The sequence below is a fragment of the Dysgonomonas sp. genome (genome assembly GCF_035323175.1).
In the GTDB taxonomy this organism is placed as follows: domain Bacteria; phylum Bacteroidota; class Bacteroidia; order Bacteroidales; family Dysgonomonadaceae; genus Dysgonomonas.
Window position 1 is genome coordinate 25091 of the sequence record NZ_DAOKYH010000011.1, and the last position, 21634, is coordinate 46724.

The window sequence follows — 21634 nt, forward strand, 5'->3', positions numbered from 1 at the left end:
ATACATTTACCGTTTAAGTTTTAATAGAAAAGAAAATGAAAAAATTAGTTTTATTTGCTGTTGCTGCTATCGCAATCTCTTTCGCATCATGTAATAACAAAGCTGCTGAAGAAGCTGCTGCTAAGGCTAAAGCTGACTCTTTAGCTGCTGTTGAAGCTCAAGTAGCTGCTGAAGCTGCTGCTAAAGCTCAAGCTGACTCAATCGCTGCTGCTGCTCAAGCTGCTGCTGACTCTGTAGCTACTGCTGTAAAAAAATAATCCAGCGACAGTTAAGATTTATGAAACCTGTATGAGGTAATACACTCATACGGGTTTTTTTATTATAGTTATTTTTTATTTAAAGATCTTTAACATTAAAAATAACTATCTTTGCACACTCAAAATCACACAAACAAATATAGAAACAATATAATATCTAAATGGAAACTGAAAAAGAACATTGGGATATAGAGATCAAACCGCGCGGAAGCAATTTTTCCCTTAATATAAAAGAAGTCTGGCAATATCGTGACTTATTACAAATGTACGTTCGCCGCGATGTTGTAACTATATACAAACAAACTGTACTCGGCCCTCTATGGTTCATCATTCAACCACTATTTACTACAATAATGTATATGTTTGTATTTGGAAATATAGCCCAAATACCAACGGATGGACTACCTCAGCCATTGTTCTACCTATCTGGAATATTATGTTGGGGATACTTTTCTGACTGTATGGGAAAAGCCTCAGGAACTTTCCTCGGTAACGCCGGAGTTTTCAGTAAAGTATACTTTCCTCGATTAGTAGTTCCTATATCAAGTGTTATTTCCAATTTAGTACGATTAATAATCCAGCTAGGGCTATTCCTTGCCGTATACTTTTATTTCGTATATAATGGTACAGATATCAAGCCTAATATATATATTCTCTTTTTTCCGTTATTGGTTTTAATGCTAGCCGGATTAGGACTGGGGTTTGGCATCATAATATCGTCTGTTACAACAAAGTATAGAGACATGGCTATCCTATTTGGTTTTGTAACGGGATTGTGGATGTATGCAACACCAATAATATATCCACTCTCTGTAATGAAAGAAAAATATGAAGAATATATGTGGCTCATACAGCTGAATCCATTAACATCTATCGTAGAAACATTAAGATATGGATTTATGGGAGCTGGTACAGTTGATTGGTTTTGGCTCAGCTATAGTTTTGTTGTTACAATAATAGTCATCATTCTCGGTTCATGGGTATTTAACAAAGTAGAACGCAGCTTTATCGATGTAGTGTGATGGAAGCTACAGAAATGAGAGAAAAATATTATGCTCTAAATAAATCCTTCAAGAGAAAATTCGTTTTTCATCTGGGATATGATGCAGGATTCTTCTCAGAGTATAACAACATGATATTAGCAATGTTATACTGCCTAACACACAAGATCCAATTTATACTATATTCTGAAGATGCTAATTTCGGGTATCAATACGGGTGGACTGATTATTTTCTACCTTTTTGTGACGAAACCAACGATGACTTCCACAAAAAACATAACTTTAGAAACTACAATTTCATCCAAGAAAAATTAGGAATAAAAGACAAACTGAAAATTAAAGCATATAAGGTATTTAATGGAATAAATTTTCTAACTCAAGACTTATGGCTCCTAATCAGGGATAGAAAAAACGAAAAAAACATATATAATATTCCCGAGATCGGAATTGTAAACTGTTCATTAAAGGATGCATGCCAAAAATTAATCTCCCTAACATGGCAATACAATGAAATAACTGCTCCGGAGATAAAGAATAAAATAAGATTACTAAATTTACCAGGAGATTATATCGGTTTTCACATACGGCGCGGAGATAAGCATATTGAACAAGATTTAGTCGAAACATCAAGCTATCTGAATAGAGCAGAAAATATAAGTAATATAAAGAATACTTTTATATTAACTGATGATTTTAGAGTAATATCTGAAATAAGAAATAAATATAAAGAGTGGACGATATTCACATTCTGTAAAGAGTCTGAGCAAGGGTACGACCATGCTAAATTCAAAAAAGAAAATAAATCTATAATAAAAGAGGCACATTTAAATCTATTTGCATCATTAGATGTGCTAAACAACAGTACATTTTTCGTAGGGACTTTTGGTTCAAATCCGGGTATGTATCTAGGAATGAGGATGGACTCTGCTAAATGTATAAGTATCGACATAGATTGGCAAATATGGTAGACAATGTTAATACATACAAAAAGCTTCCTTTCAGCGCCATTGTTACAGGGTACAATGAAGGATATATTTTGGAGGATTGTCTGAAGTCAATTTCTTTTTGCGAGAATATTAAATATGTAGATCAAGGCTCTAATGATAATTCGATAGAAATAGCTAAGCAATATAGTAATGAAATCATAGAGCATGAAAGGGTACCGCTAGGCGAAGCTATTGTTGCAGAGTATTACAAATCGGAAAAAAATGATTGGATACTTATAATAGATCCCGATGAACGAATTAGCTTTGAGCTATATAAAGATATAATAGCACTTTTTGAAAAAGGAATCCCTGATAATATTGGAGCAATACTCGTTCCTTGTATATATTATTACAAAAAGCATCCATTGAAAGGAACACGCTGGGGAGGTATTCACTCCCGTATGCTATTGTTTCACAAAGACAGATGTAAAATGACAGGCGTAGTACATGCGGGCAGAACGGTACTTCCTCCTTATGAACCGTTTTGGATTGCATACAATGGGAAAAATATAGATCATCATTATTGGATGATCAGCTTTTCTCAATTGCGGGAAAAACATTTAAGATACTTAAAAATGGAAGCTGAATCAAGAAATTTCATGGGATTTATTGCTTCAAAAAAAGGTATCATAAAACGTCCATTCAAAGCTTTTCACTCCTGTTTTCTCAAGATGAAAGGGTATAAAGACGGATTGTATGGACTCTTATTATCTTTTTTCTGGGCATGGTACGATACATGTGCCGAGATAAGATTATATAAATATCAAAAACAACAGAAATAAACAAATCTGAATATGTCAGACATCGCAATAAAATTTGAAAATATATCTAAGCAATATCGTTTAGGATTAGTTGGCACAGGAACTATAGCACACGATCTAAACCGCTGGTGGCATGTTGTAAGAGGCAAGGATGACCCCTATTTGAAAATAGGTGAAGTAAATGACCGTTCATCAAAGGCTAGCAGCAAATATATCTGGGCACTTAAAGATATAACTTTTGATGTAAAACAAGGAGAAGTGTTAGGCATAATCGGTAAAAACGGTGCAGGAAAATCAACCTTGCTTAAGATATTATCGAGAGTAACATCTCCTTCTACCGGAACAATTAGAGCCAAAGGTCGAATAGCATCACTATTGGAGGTAGGAACAGGATTTCACCCCGAAATGACCGGTCGTGAAAATATCTTCATGAATGGCTCAATCATGGGAATGACTAAAGCTGAAATAAAGAGGAAACTAGACGAGATTGTAGATTTTGCAGGCGTAGAGAAATATATAGATACCCCTGTTAAACGCTACTCTTCGGGTATGACAGTTCGTCTTGGCTTTGCGATTGCAGCACATTTGGAACCCGAAATACTCGTTGTGGATGAAGTATTGGCTGTAGGAGATGCCGAATTTCAGAAAAAAGCGATTGGCAAGATGCAAGATGTGTCGAAAGGAGATGGTCGTACAGTATTGTTTGTAAGTCATAATATGCAATCTGTTTCCACATTAACACAGAACAGTGTTTTATTAGAAAATGGACAGGTTTGTGCTTATGACAGAACGGATATTGTTATTCAGAAATATTTATCTATGAGTGGAACTCAAGAGAATATATATCAACGCAAGATAAATAATAACAAACCGAATGTGATTAAAGTTGAATGTAAAACATCTCACAATAATAATATTCAACAATTTGGGAAACCGATGGATATTATTATCGATGTTCATACTCCCTACAGAATACCGTCAGCAGCTGTCTCTTACCAAGTACTTAATAGCGAAGGGGTACCGATAACCCATATATTGAACTTATATGAAGAAAACCCTTTTTGTGATGAAGAAGGAATATATAGGTTAAAATCTTCTATTCCATTCGTACATCTATACCCGGGGACATATAGTTTGATCGTTCATTTTTCAGATAGGATATCTCGAGAAAAATATGAAACCATAGAAAATATTACTCCTTTTGAGGTTAAAGTTTTTGGAGAAATTCGTGATTATTATTGGGGACCAAGAAATGCGACTTATGTAGAGGACTCAATATGGGATGTAAAAAAAATAGATGATGGCAAATAAGAAACCATACGATAATTTTATTAATATTCCTTTTACCTCAGATAATTTGGATAGATATTTAATGCGTAGCTTTATTTTTAATGTAGTTAAAAATACTTTACCATCATTAAAGGGGACCTTATTGGATGTAGGATGTGGTAAAATGCCATATAAGAAGTATATATTAGAAAATAGTGAAGTGAATACATATATAGGTCTTGATATAGAGACTGCTATGGAATACGACACGATAATAAAACCTGACTATACATGGGATGGCAAAGAAATGCCATTTAAGGACGAGAGTTATGATACACTCTTAGCTACAGAAGTGTTAGAACACTGCCCTACGCCCGAGCTAGTATTGAAAGAAATGTACAGGGTATTGAAAAAAGATGGATATATTCTGCTGACTGTTCCCTTCTTATGGCCATTACATGAAACACCACATGATGAATATAGATACACTCCGTTTGCTTTACGTCGGCTCTTAGAAGATGTCGGATTCAGAAATATTGAAGTTAAATCTAGTGGAGGATGGCATGCAAGTATGGCACAAATGTTAGGATTATGGGTCAAAAGAAGTGGTATTTCTAGTCAAAAACAAAAAATCCTGTCGAAGATTCTAAAACCAATCATAAAATTTTTAATTAAAAAAGATACTGTACCTACGAACTTCTACGAAGGACTGATGATCCCTAATTTATTTGCCACAGCTACAAAATAGACTTTTATGAAAAATATAGCTCTAATTTCTCCTAACTTGAATGCATATTCAGAAACATTCATTCAAAACCATAAAAAAAATTTCGAAGGAAATGTGAAGTTTTATTATGGTGGGCACTTCCCGACACATCTAGAAGGGAGTGGTCATTTGTGGATATCATCCAAAGAAAGATTAGCTGATTATATTAAGGCAAATGTATTTCAGATAAAGAATATTCCATCACCAGAATATAAAGCATTAGAAAAAAGCTTCAAAAGGGAAAAAATTAATATTGTTTATGCAGAATATGGTCCTACAGGATATGCAATGATGGACATATGCAAAAAAATGGGATTGCCACTTATCGTTCATTTCCATGGATATGATGCTTCGATGACAAGAGTTTTGGAGGAATACAGGGATGCTTATAAAGAAATGTTTAAATATGCCTCAGTTATCATAGCTGTCTCTAAAATAATGGAACAGAATTTAATTAAAATAGGATGCCCTCCTGAGAAGCTAAAGTATATCACCTATGGTCCTGAAGATAATTTCTTCTCCGTTACCCCCTCATATAAGTCAGAAGCATTTCTATCTATTGGACGCTTTGTTGACAAAAAAGCACCATATCTTACAATACTGGCCTTTAAAAAGGTGCTAGAGAAGTTTCCGAGGGCTAAGCTATATATGGCTGGAGATGGAGTACTACTAAATACATGTATCAATCTTTCAAAATATCTAAAGATCGAAGAAAACATTATATTTATAGGGCAAGCCAAACATCAAGAATTGATGAGCTATTATGAGAAAGTTCGAGCTTTTGTGCAACACTCCTTAACAGCAATCGATGGCGATATGGAAGGAACCCCAGTTGCTATTATTGAAGCCTCTGCTGCGTCTCTTCCGGTAATATCAACAAAACATGCAGGAATCCCTGACGTGATAATAGATGGGGAAACAGGCTTACTTGTAGATGAGCATGATGTTGACGGCATGGCTCAAAACATGATATATATATTAGAAAATGAACTTAAAGCAAAAGAGATGGGAGAAAAGGGAAGAATGAATATTTATGAAAATTTCAGTATGAAAATTCATATAGATAATTTAAACTCTATTATCTCTGAATATGCAAAATAAAAAGACTATCAATTTAATGTTGATGATATTTTTATAGAAAATAATATAGATGTAGAATTGAATATATTTTGATAAAATGAATAATCCATTATTCTCTGTTCTTATAGCCAATTATAATAATGGAATATATATCGAGGATGCTATCCAGAGTATATTCGATCAGACATATAATAATTGGGAAATAATTATTGTAGACGATTTTTCGACAGATTCGTCATCCGATGCTTATGATAACTATCAAAAGAATGAGAAAATAAAAGTTTTTCGTAATACAGAAAACAAAGGATGTGGATATACCAAAAGAAGATGTGTTGATGAAGCTTCTGGAGTAATCTGTGGTTTTTTAGATCCGGATGACATTCTATCGAAAGACGCTTTGGCTGAAATGATTGCAGCTCATGAACAAAATCCAGATTGTTCTCTAGTACATTCCAAACTTTATTTTTGTGATGAAAAACTAGAAATACTAGGGGAATATTCGGCAGCAAAAAATGTACCTTTTGGAGAAAAAATGTTTTTCAACATGTATGGAGAGTTTACTGCATTTGCTTCTTTCAAAAAGAGCTTTTATGACAAGACAGATGGAATAGATTCATATTTAATTAGAGCTGTAGATCAAGATTTATATTATAAATTGTACGAAACAGGGAAAACATTCTTCCTAGACAAGTTTCTTTATTATTATAGAGTTCATAACTCTGGAATATCAACTTTATCTAATTCAGATAAAGCATACTACTGGAAATGGTTTACAATACTTAGTGCAGCAAAAAGAAGAGGTATAAATATCGAAGATTTCTTCTTAGAAAATTTTGTTACTAGATATGAATATGAAATGCTCAAAAATAAATATGAAAAAGTAAAGAAATACAGTAAACTAAATGATTTTTTACGAAATATCAAACATAAGTTTGGATTGATAAAATAATAGAATTAATTTATTTTTATTTATGAAAAGGGTTACTTTTTTGAGTTTGTTTTCATATTCTTTTTGGAAAGAGTATATCTACAATCGTCGAAAGAATTCTTTGATCTATCTTTTCAATAAGACAGTTCGTCAACAAAAAAATGATCCTCTGATTATTCCTATAATTATAATTAATTATAACCGTCTCGCCGATTTAAAAATCCTTGTAAAGTTTTTAAAGGGAAGAAGACATAAAAACATTGTTATAGTTGATAACAATTCAACATATCCACCTCTTTTAGAATACTATAAAGAGATCGAAAAGGATATTAAGATAGAATATATGCACAAAAACTATGGTCACATGGTTTTTTGGGAAAATCAAGATTTATATAAGAAATACTCTAAAGGATATCATATTGTAACAGATTCGGATATTATCCCAAACGCAAATCTACCGGTAGAATATTTGCATAAAATGATAAGGATACTGGATAATAATAAACATATTACCAAAGTTGGCTTTGCTCTCAAGATTGATGATATTCCTGACTATTACCAACATAAGGCAAAAGTTTTAGAGTGGGAAAAAAAGCATTGGGAGAATCTCGTTGGAGAAAATTTGTATTTGAATGAACTGGATACAACGTTTGCTTTATATCCACCACAATATCAATATAATTTGTTGAATTTTTATTCGGCAATAAGAATAGCCGGAGATTATACAGCACAACATAAGGGGTGGTATATTGACGACCAGAATCTAACAGATGAAGAGATATATTATTTCAAAACGGCAAGCGATTCCAACTCCTGGAAAATAGATATTAAAAACAGCTAAAAATGGTATCAGTTATTCTTCCCAATTATAATCATGCTCCATATCTGAGACAACGTATTGAATCAATACTAAATCAGACATACCAGGACTTTGAGCTGATAATCTTGGATGATTGTTCACCAGACAATAGTAAAGATGTAATTGAAGAATATAGAAGTAATTCTCATATATCGCACATTGTATATAATGAGACTAATTCCGGTTCTACATTCAAACAGTGGAAGAAAGGGATTGAGTTAGCCCAAGGAGAATATATCTGGATTGCTGAAAGTGACGATTATGCAGAGCTTACGTTTCTTGAAAAAACGATGGATTCTATTTCTAAATATAATTCAGTACTTTGCTTTGCTCTTACGACAATAGTTGACAAAGGGGACAATACAGTAATGGAGCAACCCACTATCCTACCCGATTTATCAATGGATATCAATCTGTTCACTGAGAACTACTTATTATATAGCAATCCTATTTGCAATGCCAGTATGGTGATTTTCAAGAAAGATGCTATCGCCGCAAATCTGTGGAACAATATTATAAATTTCAAATACTGTGGTGACTGGTTATTATGGGGCAGCTTTTGCGGTGAGGGAGAAGTTACGGTGTCTGAAGTAAAAGAGTATCTAAATTATTTTAGAACACATTCGGTAAATGTATCAAACAAATCCGAAGATAGAGGACTGGGAATATTAGAAGGTTATAAAGTTTCCGAAATTATAGCAAAAAGGCTACATTTGAAGTTAGATAAAGAATATAGCAAGAATTGGTATTACAAATGGCAATCATATAAATTAAAATTTTCATACCCGGATTTTGTAAACAAAGCTATTTTATCAATGTTTATAAAAAAACGCCCGATGGTTGCCTATTATGAACTCAAAAGATTAATATCGAGACTTATAATAAGATGAAAGTATCTATTGTAACAATTAACTATAACAATGCCGCAGGGTTAGAGAAAACGATTAACAGCGTTATCTCTAATGATCTGTATGACATTGAATATATTCTTATTGATGGGAACTCTACCGATGGAAGTGTTGATGTTATAAAAAAATACGAAAGCAAAATAAACTTTTGGATCAGCGAACCTGACTCTGGCATATATAATGCTATGAATAAAGGGATCAGGCAAGCAACAGGGCAATATATATTGTTCGTAAACAGTGGAGATGTAATAAAAGAGGATTGTGATTTACAATCGATTATATCCCAAATTACAGGGGAAGATATCGTATATTTTGATATGGAAATTGCCGATAGTTTATCAAATACAAGCTATATAAAACAATATCCTAGCAATCCTGATTTTAAATATTTTGCAGAAGACACGCTACCACACACAGCTTCTTTTATAAAAAAAGAACTTTTGGTAAAATATGGCTATTATTCGGAAGAAAAAAAGATAACTTCAGACTGGGCTTTCTTTATGGATGCTATATGCCTGCTAAGATGTACATACAGACATATTGATGGTTGTTTCTCTACTTTCTATATTGATGGAATCAGTTCGAATGCTTCAAACAAGCAATTGCTTATAGATGAGCGCAACGAACATATAGCTCGCTCTTATCCTATCTATAATACCTTATATAAAGACTGGATGGATAAAAGACAAGAGCTATATAAATTAAAAACATCAATAAGTGTAAGGTACTTAAAGAAGCTAGGTTTACTAAAATGGCTTAAACTATAAACTTTATATTATGAACCCTATCATATCCGTTATCATGCCGTGCTATAATCAGGCTAAATATATGCCTGAGGCGCTACAATCACTTCTCGATCAGGATTATCCTCATTGGGAGTGTATTATGGTTAATGATGGTTCACCTGACAATACAGAAGAAGTTGCAAAACTATGGATAGAAAAAGACAAGCGGTTCAAATATTTTTGGAAAGAAAACAGCGGGGTTTGTAATACCAGAAACTATGGAGTTGATCAAGCTATTGGAGAATATATAGTTCCTTTGGATGGAGACGATAAGTTAGGCCCTCATTATTTTAGCGAGGCAATAAAGGCATTTACAAAAGACCCTGAGATAAAACTAATATATAGTGATACAATATTATTTGGCGATGTAAATGAAAAAAGGATAAATCCTGATTTTGTATTTGAAAAAATGCTTACAGAGAACCAAATCTACAATTCAGCCATATTCCGAAAATCTGACTTTCTTGAAGCCGGAGGTTACAATCCGAATATGTTTGACGGTATAGAGGACTGGGATTTTTACCTTTCGTTGATTACACCGAATGATAGGGTTATAAAACTTAATGACTTTCACTATTATTATAGGATAAAAGAAGTTTCACGATCGATGCGTATATTCCGTGAAACAGATAAAAATGATGCAATGCTTTTACAAATGTTTAAGAATCATATACCTTTGTTTCTTGAGTATTTGAATCCTGTTAGAGATCGGATTAAAGCAGAAACATACAATAAAGAACTTTACTGGCATTATCATACCCCAGAATACAAATTGGGTAGAATGATATACAAACCATTCCGTTTTGTACAAAAAGTATTAAGAAAGCTCTTTTCATAACTGTATTTTTACAGAGAAAAGACCATTAGACAATATTCGAATGTAAGAACAGAGTTTTACAAAATATGAAAATAAATATCATACTCATCACATACAATCACAGCAATTATATACGTCCGGCATTGGAGAGTATTTTGATGCAGGAAACATCTCACAATGTTGAGATTATTGTTGCCGACGATTGCTCTACCGACAATACTGTAGAGATTATAAAGGAGTATGAATCGAAAACAAAATTTGTTTTTCATTATTTACATAAAGAACAAAATGTAGGATATATACGCAATTACCAACAGGCTTTTGCAACATGTACAGGAGACTATGTTGCCATCATGGAAGGTGACGACTATTGGGTAAAGGCATCCCACCTGGAGAATCATATCAACCATCTGGAGAAGATACCAAACTCCTCTATGAGCTACAACAGGCACATACGCTTGTTTGAAGATCAACATAGAGAAGAAATATTTGACTGGAATCTTGATACAGACTATGAACTGATCACTACCGATCAGTTGGCATTGGGCAACCGCATAGGTAATCTGTCTTGTTGCGTATTCAGAGGAAAACATATACAGCAATTAGACCCAAAACTGTTTGATATGGAAATAGCCGATTGGATGCTAGGTATGTATATGGGACAATTTGCCCCTTTACTATATCTCAAAGACGTAACTTCGGCATATAGGATACATGATAACGGACAATGGTCGCAGATGGACGAAAAAGACCAGTGCGCAAAGGTTATCGAGCTGATTAATGAGTACGATAAGTATTTAAACTATAACTATACGGAAACCTTCACAAAACATAAACGGAGACTCGAAATTTTGCTTTACGGAGATAAATCTTTTAGAGGCAGAATAAAGAGCTTTACTCCTTTATGGATTAGAAACTTATACAATAAACTTATTAGGTAAAAGATTATGAACAAGAAAATAATGGTTACCCAACCGGCAATTCCACCTTTGGATGAATTTATTCCCTATCTGCAAAAAATATGGGATAATAAATGGTTGACAAACAATGGTCCGTTTCATGAACAGTTTGAAAAAGAACTGGCAGATTATCTTGGCGTTAAGCATATCTCTGTATTTGCCAATGGGACACTGGCATTAATAACAGCATTACAGGCTTTACGTATCACAGGTGAAGTTATAACCACTCCATTCAGCTTTGTTGCAACAACACACTCATTGTGGTGGAACAACATCAAGCCTGTTTTTGTAGACATAGATAGCAAGAACTATAATATAGATCCCGAAAAGATAGAAGCGGCCATTACGCCAAAGACAACCGCCATCATGCCGGTGCATGTCTATGGCAATCCGTGCAATGTAGAAGAAATACAACGCATAGCAGACACCTACGGGCTACGTGTAATATATGATGCTGCTCATGCTTTTGCTGTTAAAAAAGATGGACAGTCGGTAATGAATTGGGGTGATTTATCTATTCTCAGTTTCCATGCAACAAAGGTTTACAATACAATAGAAGGAGGTGCGATTGTTTGTCAGGATGAAAAGACGAAACAGCGTATCGATTTATTAAAAAACTTCGGATTCAGGAACGAAACAACTGTTATTGAGCCGGGTATAAATGCGAAGATGAATGAATTGCAAGCAGCTTATGGCTCACTGCAATTGAAACATGTAGATAATTATATCGCTAAACGTCTGGAGCTAGCTAAATTATACGACAACCTGCTGAAAGATGTAAAAGGAATCACTTATATGACTGTCGGCGAAGGAGTAGAGCATACTTACCCTTATTACCCAATACGAGTAAATACTGCCGATTATGGCATGAATCGTGATGATCTGTACTTCAAATTGCAGGAGTATGATATATTCGGACGCCGTTATTTCTATCCTCTTATAAGTGATTTCCCGACATATAGAGGACTGCCTTCTGCCAGTGTTAGCAACCTGCCCGTTGCAGCACAAGTGTCTAAAGAAATTGTATGCTTACCGATGTATGCTGACTTGGAGTTTGAAGAAGTAAAAAAAATATGCGAGCTAATTAAAAATAAACCTTAAGAAAAATGATTTTAGGAATAATGCAGCCTTATTTTATGCCATACATTGGCTATTTTCAGCTAATGAATGCCGTAGATAAGTATGTAATATACGATAATGCAAAATATACAAAAAAAGGATGGATCAACCGTAATCGCATCCTACAAAACAACAAGGATACGCTAATCTCAATATCGGTAGAAAAAGATTCCGATTATCTGGATATAAAAGATCGTTCTGTAGCCGATTCTTTTGATAAGAAAAAATTAATAAATCAGATAAGAGAATCATATCGCAAGGCTCCTTATTTTGAGCAGGTGATACCAATTGTGGAGGATATTATCAACTACGAAGAGAAAAATCTTTTCTTATATATTTATAATTCAATAAAAGAGGTTTGTAAATATCTGAATATTCATACTGAAATTATTATTTCATCAACAATTGATGTAGATCAAACTCTTGCGGGACAAGATAGGGTAATAGCTATATGTAAGACTCTAGGAGCAAAAGATTATTATAATGCAATTGGCGGACAAGAACTGTACCATCCAAAGGACTTCGAGAAAGAGGGAGTAAGCCTCCGCTTCTTATCATCCAATCTTGTTGCTTATAAACAATTCAATAATGATTTCATCCCTTGGCTATCGATTATAGACGTTATGATGTTCAACAGTTTGGAAGAAACACAAGATATGCTAAATGAGTACAAATTGATTTAACATTACAAAAAAGCGAAAATCTTATTAATCAATGGTAATACTTCATAGAAAATATTAAAGACATGAAAGAGATAGGAGGATACTTCGAACTTCAACTTCGCAAAGGAGAACATTATCATAAAGGAGCATTACAGCTAAATACTGCTCGCAATTGTCTTGAATATATACTAAGAGCTAAGAAATATAAAAAGATATATATTCCTTACTTGAATTCTGAAGTTATCTGGGAACCTATAAAGAAACTAGGGATCGAATCTGAATTCTATTCTGTAGATTTCCGCCTCAATCCTATTTTCTATAAAGAATTAAAAGAAGATGAAGTGTTTTTTTATTCCGACACTTACGGCATAAAGTGTTGCACCGTTTTGCAGCTTGTCAAAAAATTTGGAAAACAATTGATAGTTGATAATACACATGCTTTCTTTTCGAAACCTTACGAAGGTATCGACACAATATATTCTCCACGCAAATTTTTTGGACTCCCGGACGGAGCTTATCTATATACAGATACTTTTCTGAATGAAGAGCTTGAGCTAGACTTCTCTATTCCGCATATGACACATTTGATGAAACGGATCGAATACGGTAATGCCAGTGCAGCCTATCAGGATTATCTTGACTACTGCGCAAGCCTCGTTGGTCAACCAATAAAGCGTATGTCGAATCTTGCTTCTGCATTGCTATCTAACATAGACTACGAAAATCTGAAAGAAAGACAGATAAAAAACTTTAACTATTTACATTCTGTCTTGGGAAAAGATAATAAGTTTGAATATGATAACTTTCCCTCAGATACGTGCCCGCTGAGTTATATGTTCTATTCAGAAGATCGTGATTTAAGAAAGAAACTGATTGATAACAAAATATATGTATCTACATATTGGAAGGAAACGCTAGAACTTGTAGAAAAAGGCTCTGCCGAATATAAGATAGTCAATTACCTGCTGCCTCTACCTTGCGATCATCGATATGATGAAGAGGATATGGAAAGAATAATAAATGTGATAAATAGCTAGGCTATTATACATATAAAAGTAGCAACAGAAAACAATAATAAACCTGTTACTTTTGTCACCTTTTAAGAGTTTGAACACCATTATTCAATGATAAACAAAGAGCACAACATAATCGTATCTGTCTCCATGATTACTTATAATCATGAAAAGTTTATAGCGGAGGCTATAGAAGGAGTTGTAATGCAGAAAACCGACTTTCCATTCGAATTGGTAATCGGTGAGGATTGCAGTACAGACAATACCCGTGCTATTTGTATAGAATATCAGAAGAAGTATCCCGACATTATACGATTAAGATTACCTGAAACCAATCAGGGGATGATGCTCAACTGGATAAACAATATTAATAGCGGGCGTGGAAAATATATAGCGCTGTGTGATGGTGATGATTTTTGGACTGACCCTTACAAACTCCAAAAGCAAGTCGATTTTATGGAGGCTAATCCCGACTTTGCGATGTGCTCTCATAAGGTACATACTCTGATGTGCGGACATTTGGATGAAAATATAGAGATGGAACGGGATGTATTGACTACAACAGACATTATTCAAAAAGATTGGGGGCTACTTACTGCCTCTATCATTTTTCGTAAAGATGCACATAAAACACCGGACTGGTACTATACTGTAAAAAATGGAGATTACGCTCTTCAACTGATTGTGTCACTATCGGGTAAGATAAAATTTCTCCCTGATTATATGGCGGTCTATAGGCAACATCTCGGAGGAATGTCTTCTACTCTAAAACCTCTAAATCAAACAGCCTGGATGGTTTATTTATTGCATGAGTTTAATACATATACAAACGGTAGCTATAAGAGAACAATCATTGAGCGGATAAAGAGAATGTATAAAATACAGATATATTACGCAAAAGGTTATAGCCTGCGTAAAGCGGCAACAGTCTTATCACTTTATCAGAAGCTGGTATTCTTAAATCCTTTCTTAATAAAATCGAGGCGAAAGTAAATCATGAAACTATCAATTATAACTGTCAATTTAAATGATAAAACCGGTCTTGAAAAAACCGTAAAGAGTGTTATTTCACAGTCTTTCTTCGACTATGAATTTATCATTATTGACGGTCAGTCTACAGATGGCAGTATCGATGTAATAGATCAATATAAAAGCAAGATTAGCTACTGGGTAAGTGAAAAAGATACTGGTATTTACAATGCTATGAATAAAGGTATCCGACAGGCTAAAGGCGAATATCTATATTTTCTCAATTCTGGCGATGTATTATACAATGAGAATGTCCTTCATGATATATTCAATGATGATCCCCACGAAACTTTTATCTGCGGAAATTTTTATATGGAAGTTGGAGGAAAGTTAGAGGCAGATAAATCGTACAAAGGTCGTGATTGGCGTTTTGCTATCTATGACTTGTTTGCCGGTTTCTTATGTCATCAGGCCTTCTTTATACACAGATCGAACTTCGAACAATACGGGCTATACAGTGAAGAACTTAAAGTTATGTCCGACTGGAAGTTGTTCTTTCAAGGAATTGCACTAGATCATCTCCCTGTAAAATATGTAGATACATTCATTGTTGTTTACAATATGGAAGGATTCAGTACCCAAGTAGGAGGAGAAGTTATATACAAAGAGAAGCTGCAAGTATGCAATGAGCTTCTTAGCCCCTCACTGACAGAAAAACTCAAAAGATTATATTATCTCGATCAGAATGGGTTTGTAACCGACATAATGAAATCTAAAACATGGATATACAACGGATTCCGTGTATTTGCTAAAATTGGTCGTATTCTAGGTTTTATAAAAACTGATTAGATAACATTCACCTCAGCCTCAGGAATATTTGCTGAACGTATTCGCCATTCTTGTGGATAAAGGTTATTAGCACGATTACCTATATTCTTTACAAACCCCAATGGTTTGTTCTTGTAGGTAATTAAAATATAGCCTTTTGGCTGATCTTGTAATAATAGTGTCTCTTTGCGTAGATAAGCTATAGCGGTTTTCCAGTCCACGTCATAAGTAGTGAAATTCGCAACATTGAAACATGTAGTTAATGCTAGAGACTGATCCGGGATAAAATCCTTGCCTTTAACCTCTCCCAAGCAGATTCCTTCTGAAATAACATTCAGATACGACTTTATCAGAGTAAGGTCATTATACAGAAGTGAAGGAAAAGCAAACCATCTATTCTTTTGAGAATAGAATGTAAACAACTCATTATCTTTCACATAGTCTTTACAATCAAATGGAATAATACTTTTTGATATTTTCTCTTTATCCTTCCTCCTCTTTAAAGAACCTTCGTCAGAAGTCTTTCTAAGTAAAGCACAGAAGAATCCTTCTCCTTTAGTCTTATGAGGAAAGAATCGGTAAGCAGGAAAACCATCTCTTAAAGAGGGGCTTACCTCCCACTCTTCTTTAACTTCGATTGGTAAAACCTCTGCTCCCAGCTCTTCACAAATCCATTGTACATTGTCTTCGTTTTCATCTACATTGTATGTACATGTACTGTATAATAACAAGCCGTCAGTTTTGAGAGCAGGCCATATATCAGCCAAAATACGTTGCTGCCGCTCTTTGCAGAGCTTGACATTGTCTATCGACCATTCCGATGTTGCACCCTCATCTTTTCGGAACATACCCTCCCCTGAGCACGGAGCATCCACTAATATAAAATCAAAGAAGCCTTCCAATTTTCCGATGTGTTGCGGATCGTTGTTAGTCACTACCGTATTAGGATTACCCCACTTTGTTATATTCTCAGCCAATATATTCGCTCTGGTGCGGATTACCTCATTAGAAATTAAAAGACTACCCTCTCCCATTATATCAGCTATCAGAGTCGATTTACCTCCGGGAGCAGCGCAAAGATCAAGGATACGCACATCATCCTCTGCAATATATTGTCTGAAAGCTTGTTCTATAAACATTGAAGAGGCCTCTTGTACATAATAACATCCAGCATGAAACAACGGATCGAAAGTAAATGAAGGCCTTTGAGGCAAATAATATCCTGATTGAGACCACAGAACTCTATCGAGTAACGGTTTCTCGGTCTTATGATTATTTATTCTAATGCTCGTAGGAGATTGACTGTTTAGTGCTTGTACAAAAGCATCCCATTCTTCCCCTAGAAGAGCTTTTGTACGGGTAATAAAGTCAGAAGATAAATCCATTATCATATATTTACTACAAAGTTATATTAATTTGCAAAACTATTATAAATACAATTATTTATTCTTTTGAATAATATTCTTTACTTTTACTTTCGATTCAAAGTAACAATTTAAATTAATGATAAGAAAAGAAATAATTTCAGAGAAAAAAACACTAATTATACTTTTCGTTTACTCCTTTCTTTTACTGTTTTTTTGTTCTAAAATGTCACCGTTATACCCTTTTAATGAATGGGATGATATAAATCTATATTTTACAATTGGAAAAGGAATTTTTAATGGAAAAATTATTTACTCTGAATTATTTGATCATAAGGGACCACTAATATTTTTCATTTATGGAATAGCGTATCTTATTTCTAACACAACCTTCTTTGGAATGTATATCATTGAAGCGCTGATGTGGGCTTTTATGATATGTGCCGGATATTTTACAGCCAAGCTATATATAGAAGATAAAATATATGCATTCATCGTAGCTCTTATCTATCCTTTATTCACCTTGCCACATATATTGGAAGGAGGTTCGGCAGAAGAAATGATACTTGTATTTGCAACGATTAGTCTCTTCTTCTTTTTATCACATTTTAAAGACAATAGCAAAACACATAAACCTCTAATCATGCTTATTCATGGTATTATGTGTGCTGCAACCATACTGATAAAAATCAATTTAGTTGTTTTTTGGTTCTTTCCATTGGTAGCTGTATTTATTAATCTTATCATAGGAAAAAATTATAAAAACTTATTTCAGAATATTCTTGCCTATATTGTAGGACTACTAATATTATTCTTGCCCATAATAGTTTATTTTTTATACAATAATGCTCTTTCTGATGCTTGGAATACATATATTGTATTGAATAGTAAATATGCCAGATTTAATGCGAATGAGATGGTAGAATTAATTGTTGTACGATTTTATCAACGTATAAGATTTGAACCACTCACTTATTTCTTTATCTATACAGGCTCTTTTTACTTTCCTACAAAATATATTCGTAATACACTATACAAAGCCTCGATCATATTGTCTTTCTTTGCTGTACATATTATGATATCTATGACATTTCTCTTTATGTACTATTATACTATTCCTTATTACATTTTCAGCTTATTAGGGGGAATTGCAATAGTAGATATTATTCGCAAATTCCTAAAACTACAACCCAAATGGTATTTTTATATCCTCTTCTTTGTATTAGCTATTGGAATAGGAATAAGAGAAAAGAACTTTTTTTCATTATCCAAAGCTGAACTATTAAGAAAAGAAGAACCGAACAATCCTGTCTTTCTTTTTAGTAACATTGTAATGAAAGAAAGCAACCCCACACTGCTCAATCTTGGTTTAGACCTCGGTAGTGGCGTATTTACAAAAGCGAATATTGTACCGAATGTCAAATACTTTATTTCACCAAATCTACCTCATTCTATCTATCCCGAAATGAGGGATGAGCAGACGAAGTACATAGAAAATAAAAAAGTCCAATTCATCATATTATCCCAATTCTCTCTCAACTTCGACTATTTCTTCAACTTACCGGCTTTGAATGAGAATTATAAGATAGTAGACACATATATTGAAGATAAATTCAAAACCTATTATTTATATAAACTAAAAGACTAAAGTGCTATGCAAGCATCGTTATATCTCATACCCGTCACACTAGGAGAAACTTCTATCGAACAGGTATTGCCTACATACAACAAAGAGATCATCTTACAAATAAAATACTTTATTGTGGAGAATATCCGCTCTGCCCGTCGTTTCTTGAAAAAGGTAGAGAGCAACATCAATATAGATGAACTTACCTTCTACGAGCTGAATAAGCATACTAAACCTGAAGACATCGAGAATTACCTCAACCCTATGGTAAATGGATTTCATGTGGGTATTATATCCGAAGCGGGCTGTCCGGCGATAGCCGACCCGGGAAGCGACATCGTAGCTATTGCCCAGAAGAAGAATTATAAAGTAGTCCCGTTAGTAGGACCGTCGTCTATTCTTCTTTCGCTTATGGCATCCGGATTTAACGGACAAGGATTTGCATTTCACGGTTATTTGCCTATCGATGGAGCTGAACGTATCAGAAAGATCAAACAACTTGAAAATCTAATACATCACGAGCACCAGACACAGATATTTATAGAAACCCCTTACCGTAATCAGAAGCTGGTTGAAGATATTATCAAGCATTGTACGCCTTCCACAAAGCTGTGTATTGCTATGAATATAACTTGTGAAAATGAGTATATCAGAACTCTCTCAGTAAAACAATGGGCAAAGCAATTACCCGATATGGCAAAACAACTATGTATCTTCCTTTTATATAAATAAGGTAACTAATGTCACTTTTTCATCAAGCTGACAAACAACAGATTACAGACATAAGGTGACAAAAGTGACACTTTTATATAGTTTTTTTAATGTCACTTTTCTTACTGAAAAGATAATCATGTCAAAGAACAATATCTATCAATAAGATAATATTATTCTTTAAATGTATAGGAGAGAAACAAATGCTCTACACTATTATCCTTCTGAAGAAAAACAGTCAATAAATATTCATTGTCACTATTTTCTACAATATCAATAGCGGCTTGCTTTTCTATGATTTTTCTATTCAATCCGTATTTTTGTAAAAATGGTTTGTCATTCCCTATTTGATACAGCAGCTGCTTTCTTTCTCGTTTTTCTATTTTATCGTTCCAAAATCCGTGCGGACGTATCTTAAAGTTACAGTAATAGTCTGTTCTTAACTCTGTAAACAAATCAATGCCTCGGGATAATAAGAAGTTGTGCAAAAACAAAAATATATCTTCTAACCGATAACCATGATGCGGAAGATTATGTAAATTATAATACTGCCCTATTTCATCAAATAGCTCGAAATATCGATCTTTATAATACATGTCGGTCAACACTTGCATGGTACGGCTAAACTTCCCGCTATTCCAATATTTCTCGAGAGCATGCTCGGCATCATGTATACGTTCCAGCTCTTCGTGGGTAATATCATTATTCGACTCTATTTCGTATGGAGCTAGAAGGCTGTATTTGTATCCATATTTATCAGCATTACGTCTAAGAGATGTACCTCTCAGCATCTTTAGAAAGCCAAGCTGCAATTCTTTCGCCTTCAAACGAAAGACATCATTAAACGACTTTACAAATCGCTCATAAGTCTCGTATGGCAATCCGGCGATAAGGTCTAAATGCAAATCTATTCTACAGCCATCCATCAGCTTTTGTATATTGCCTGCCAGCAATTCAAAATTCTGCTTACGTCTTACTGCAATATTGGTAGGTTCGTAAGTAGATTGAATACCAATCTCAAATCTGAAATAGTTTTCCGGTAAATTTTTATTGAGGTAATTTATTGATTCATCAGTCAGCAAGTCGGCATATATTTCAAACTGGCAGCTTAACCCCGGGCGGTAATGATCAATCAAAAAATCAAATACAAATCGTGTATGTTCCTTATTCAGATTAAAGGTACGATCAAGAAACTTGATTTGTTTGGTGTTACTTTGGATAAAATAAGACAGATTATCTACAATATGATGCTTGGGGAAATAACGGACTCCTTTTTCGAGTGAAGACAAGCAGTATTGACATTGATAAGGGCAACCTCGAGATGTTTCGAAATACAGTAATCTGTTTTTCATATTTTCCTTATCTTCTTCCAGTTGGTATGGAGAGGGTAAAGATGCCAGTTTCTCCAAATCAGCTTTAGCAACAATCTTACTTACCGATCCTCTTTTCGACACACCATCTATAATAGGCTTACTTTTAGTGCTTATAGCCGTAAGTAATTCACCTAGTACAAATTCACCTTCCCCGCTAATCAGATAATCGACATTCCAATTTTCCACAAAATAATCAGGCTCATAAGTAACCTCGGGGCCTCCTACGATTACAATGGTTTGTGGACTTTTTTCTTTGATCAAATCAATCAAAAGTTTCACCTTTTCCACATTCCAGATATATACGCTGAGACCAATGACATCAGGGTTCTGTAATAAAAGATCGTCTACAATTGTAGTTATCTCTTCTTTTATTACATATTCCTTAAACGAGATATCGAATTTATCTTTGTTGGCTACATACAACCATCGTAGAGCTAGCGAAGTATGTATATATTTAGCATTGAGCGTGGTCAGTAATACTTTCATTATGTAAAGATACTATGATTAACTCATAATACATTTATACATCGTGCGTAACTTAATCAATTAAACAATATGGCTTACCCTCTGACCTCTGATGATACGTTGAGCT

22 protein-coding genes are annotated in these 21634 nt (G+C 34.2%); 20 read left to right on the top strand and 2 right to left on the bottom strand.

What is annotated here, in order from left to right; all coding sequences use genetic code 11:
• Positions 1-35: 35 nt before the first annotated feature.
• The 18 genes from PKC55_RS12910 to PKC55_RS12995 all read left to right on the top strand — a co-directional run bounded on the left by PKC55_RS12910 (position 36) and on the right by PKC55_RS12995 (position 15988).
• A complete protein-coding gene (locus tag PKC55_RS12910) occupies positions 36-257 on the top strand; it encodes a hypothetical protein (RefSeq protein WP_006843518.1) in 222 nt (73 codons plus the stop codon).
• A gap of 161 nt (positions 258-418) precedes the next feature.
• Entirely contained in the window at positions 419-1279 is an 861-nt protein-coding gene (locus PKC55_RS12915; protein WP_291127318.1) for an ABC transporter permease, read from the top strand.
• On the top strand, positions 1279-2226 hold the full coding sequence (locus tag PKC55_RS12920; protein ID WP_291127321.1) for an O-fucosyltransferase family protein: 948 nt from the start codon (positions 1279-1281) through the stop codon (positions 2224-2226). Before PKC55_RS12915 ends, PKC55_RS12920 begins: the two co-directional genes overlap by 1 nt.
• Positions 2220-3026: a glycosyltransferase gene (locus PKC55_RS12925; protein WP_291127324.1), complete on the top strand. Its 807-nt coding sequence runs from the start codon at positions 2220-2222 to the stop codon at positions 3024-3026. Before PKC55_RS12920 ends, PKC55_RS12925 begins: the two co-directional genes overlap by 7 nt.
• Positions 3027-3038: 12 nt before the next feature.
• A complete protein-coding gene (locus PKC55_RS12930) occupies positions 3039-4316 on the top strand; it encodes an ABC transporter ATP-binding protein (protein ID WP_291127327.1) in 1278 nt (425 codons plus the stop codon).
• A complete protein-coding gene (locus PKC55_RS12935) occupies positions 4306-5022 on the top strand; it encodes a class I SAM-dependent methyltransferase (RefSeq protein ID WP_324373308.1) in 717 nt (238 codons plus the stop codon). The genes PKC55_RS12930 and PKC55_RS12935 overlap by 11 nt, the downstream gene beginning before the upstream one ends.
• A 6-nt stretch (positions 5023-5028) precedes the next feature.
• Complete coding sequence (locus tag PKC55_RS12940) at positions 5029-6141, top strand: glycosyltransferase family 4 protein (protein WP_291127333.1); 1113 nt, start codon at positions 5029-5031, stop codon at positions 6139-6141.
• Positions 6142-6217: 76 nt separating this feature from the next.
• Positions 6218-7069 carry a glycosyltransferase gene (locus PKC55_RS12945; RefSeq protein WP_291127335.1) on the top strand — a complete coding sequence of 284 codons (852 nt, stop codon included), beginning with the start codon at positions 6218-6220 and terminating at the stop codon, positions 7067-7069.
• Between the two features lie 22 nt (positions 7070-7091).
• On the top strand, positions 7092-7889 hold the full coding sequence (locus tag PKC55_RS12950; RefSeq protein WP_324373311.1) for a glycosyltransferase: 798 nt from the start codon (positions 7092-7094) through the stop codon (positions 7887-7889).
• 2 nt (positions 7890-7891) lie between these two features.
• Positions 7892-8797: a glycosyltransferase family 2 protein gene (locus PKC55_RS12955; protein ID WP_324373312.1), complete on the top strand. Its 906-nt coding sequence runs from the start codon at positions 7892-7894 to the stop codon at positions 8795-8797.
• Positions 8794-9582, top strand: a complete 789-nt coding sequence (locus PKC55_RS12960) for a glycosyltransferase family 2 protein (RefSeq protein WP_283687599.1) — start codon at positions 8794-8796, stop codon at positions 9580-9582. Before PKC55_RS12955 ends, PKC55_RS12960 begins: the two co-directional genes overlap by 4 nt.
• 10 nt (positions 9583-9592) lie before the next feature.
• Positions 9593-10438 (top strand): glycosyltransferase family 2 protein, encoded by an 846-nt coding sequence (locus PKC55_RS12965; RefSeq protein WP_291127346.1) that lies wholly within the window; start codon positions 9593-9595, stop codon positions 10436-10438.
• 65 nt (positions 10439-10503) lie between these two features.
• Positions 10504-11358: a glycosyltransferase gene (locus PKC55_RS12970; protein WP_291127350.1), complete on the top strand. Its 855-nt coding sequence runs from the start codon at positions 10504-10506 to the stop codon at positions 11356-11358.
• Positions 11359-11364: 6 nt separating this feature from the next.
• Positions 11365-12477 (top strand): DegT/DnrJ/EryC1/StrS family aminotransferase, encoded by a 1113-nt coding sequence (locus tag PKC55_RS12975; RefSeq protein ID WP_291127353.1) that lies wholly within the window; start codon positions 11365-11367, stop codon positions 12475-12477.
• Positions 12478-12482: 5 nt separating this feature from the next.
• Entirely contained in the window at positions 12483-13178 is a 696-nt protein-coding gene (locus PKC55_RS12980; RefSeq protein WP_291127355.1) for a WbqC family protein, read from the top strand.
• A gap of 62 nt (positions 13179-13240) precedes the next feature.
• Positions 13241-14194, top strand: a complete 954-nt coding sequence (locus PKC55_RS12985) for an aspartate aminotransferase family protein (protein ID WP_324373317.1) — start codon at positions 13241-13243, stop codon at positions 14192-14194.
• Positions 14195-14281: 87 nt separating this feature from the next.
• Positions 14282-15163, top strand: a complete 882-nt coding sequence (locus tag PKC55_RS12990) for a glycosyltransferase (RefSeq protein ID WP_324373319.1) — start codon at positions 14282-14284, stop codon at positions 15161-15163.
• A gap of 3 nt (positions 15164-15166) precedes the next feature.
• On the top strand, positions 15167-15988 hold the full coding sequence (locus PKC55_RS12995; protein WP_324373321.1) for a glycosyltransferase family 2 protein: 822 nt from the start codon (positions 15167-15169) through the stop codon (positions 15986-15988).
• Here the strand turns inward: PKC55_RS12995 and PKC55_RS13000 are convergent.
• On the bottom strand, positions 15985-17352 hold the full coding sequence (locus PKC55_RS13000) for a methyltransferase RsmF C-terminal domain-like protein (protein WP_324373378.1): 1368 nt from the start codon (positions 17350-17352) through the stop codon (positions 15985-15987). The genes PKC55_RS12995 and PKC55_RS13000 overlap by 4 nt on opposite strands.
• Before the next feature lie 118 nt (positions 17353-17470).
• Between PKC55_RS13000 and PKC55_RS13005 the strand changes: the two genes are divergently transcribed.
• Complete coding sequence (locus PKC55_RS13005) at positions 17471-18979, top strand: hypothetical protein (RefSeq protein WP_524536946.1); 1509 nt, start codon at positions 17471-17473, stop codon at positions 18977-18979.
• A gap of 6 nt (positions 18980-18985) precedes the next feature.
• The gene (locus tag PKC55_RS13010; protein ID WP_291124998.1) at positions 18986-19690 is read left to right on the top strand and encodes an SAM-dependent methyltransferase; all 705 of its coding nucleotides are present in this window, start codon (positions 18986-18988) and stop codon (positions 19688-19690) included.
• 152 nt (positions 19691-19842) lie between these two features.
• Here PKC55_RS13010 and PKC55_RS13015 read toward each other — a convergent pair whose 3' ends face one another.
• A complete protein-coding gene (locus PKC55_RS13015; protein ID WP_291125001.1) occupies positions 19843-21528 on the bottom strand; it encodes a B12-binding domain-containing radical SAM protein in 1686 nt (561 codons plus the stop codon).
• Between the last annotated feature and the right edge of the window lie 106 nt (positions 21529-21634).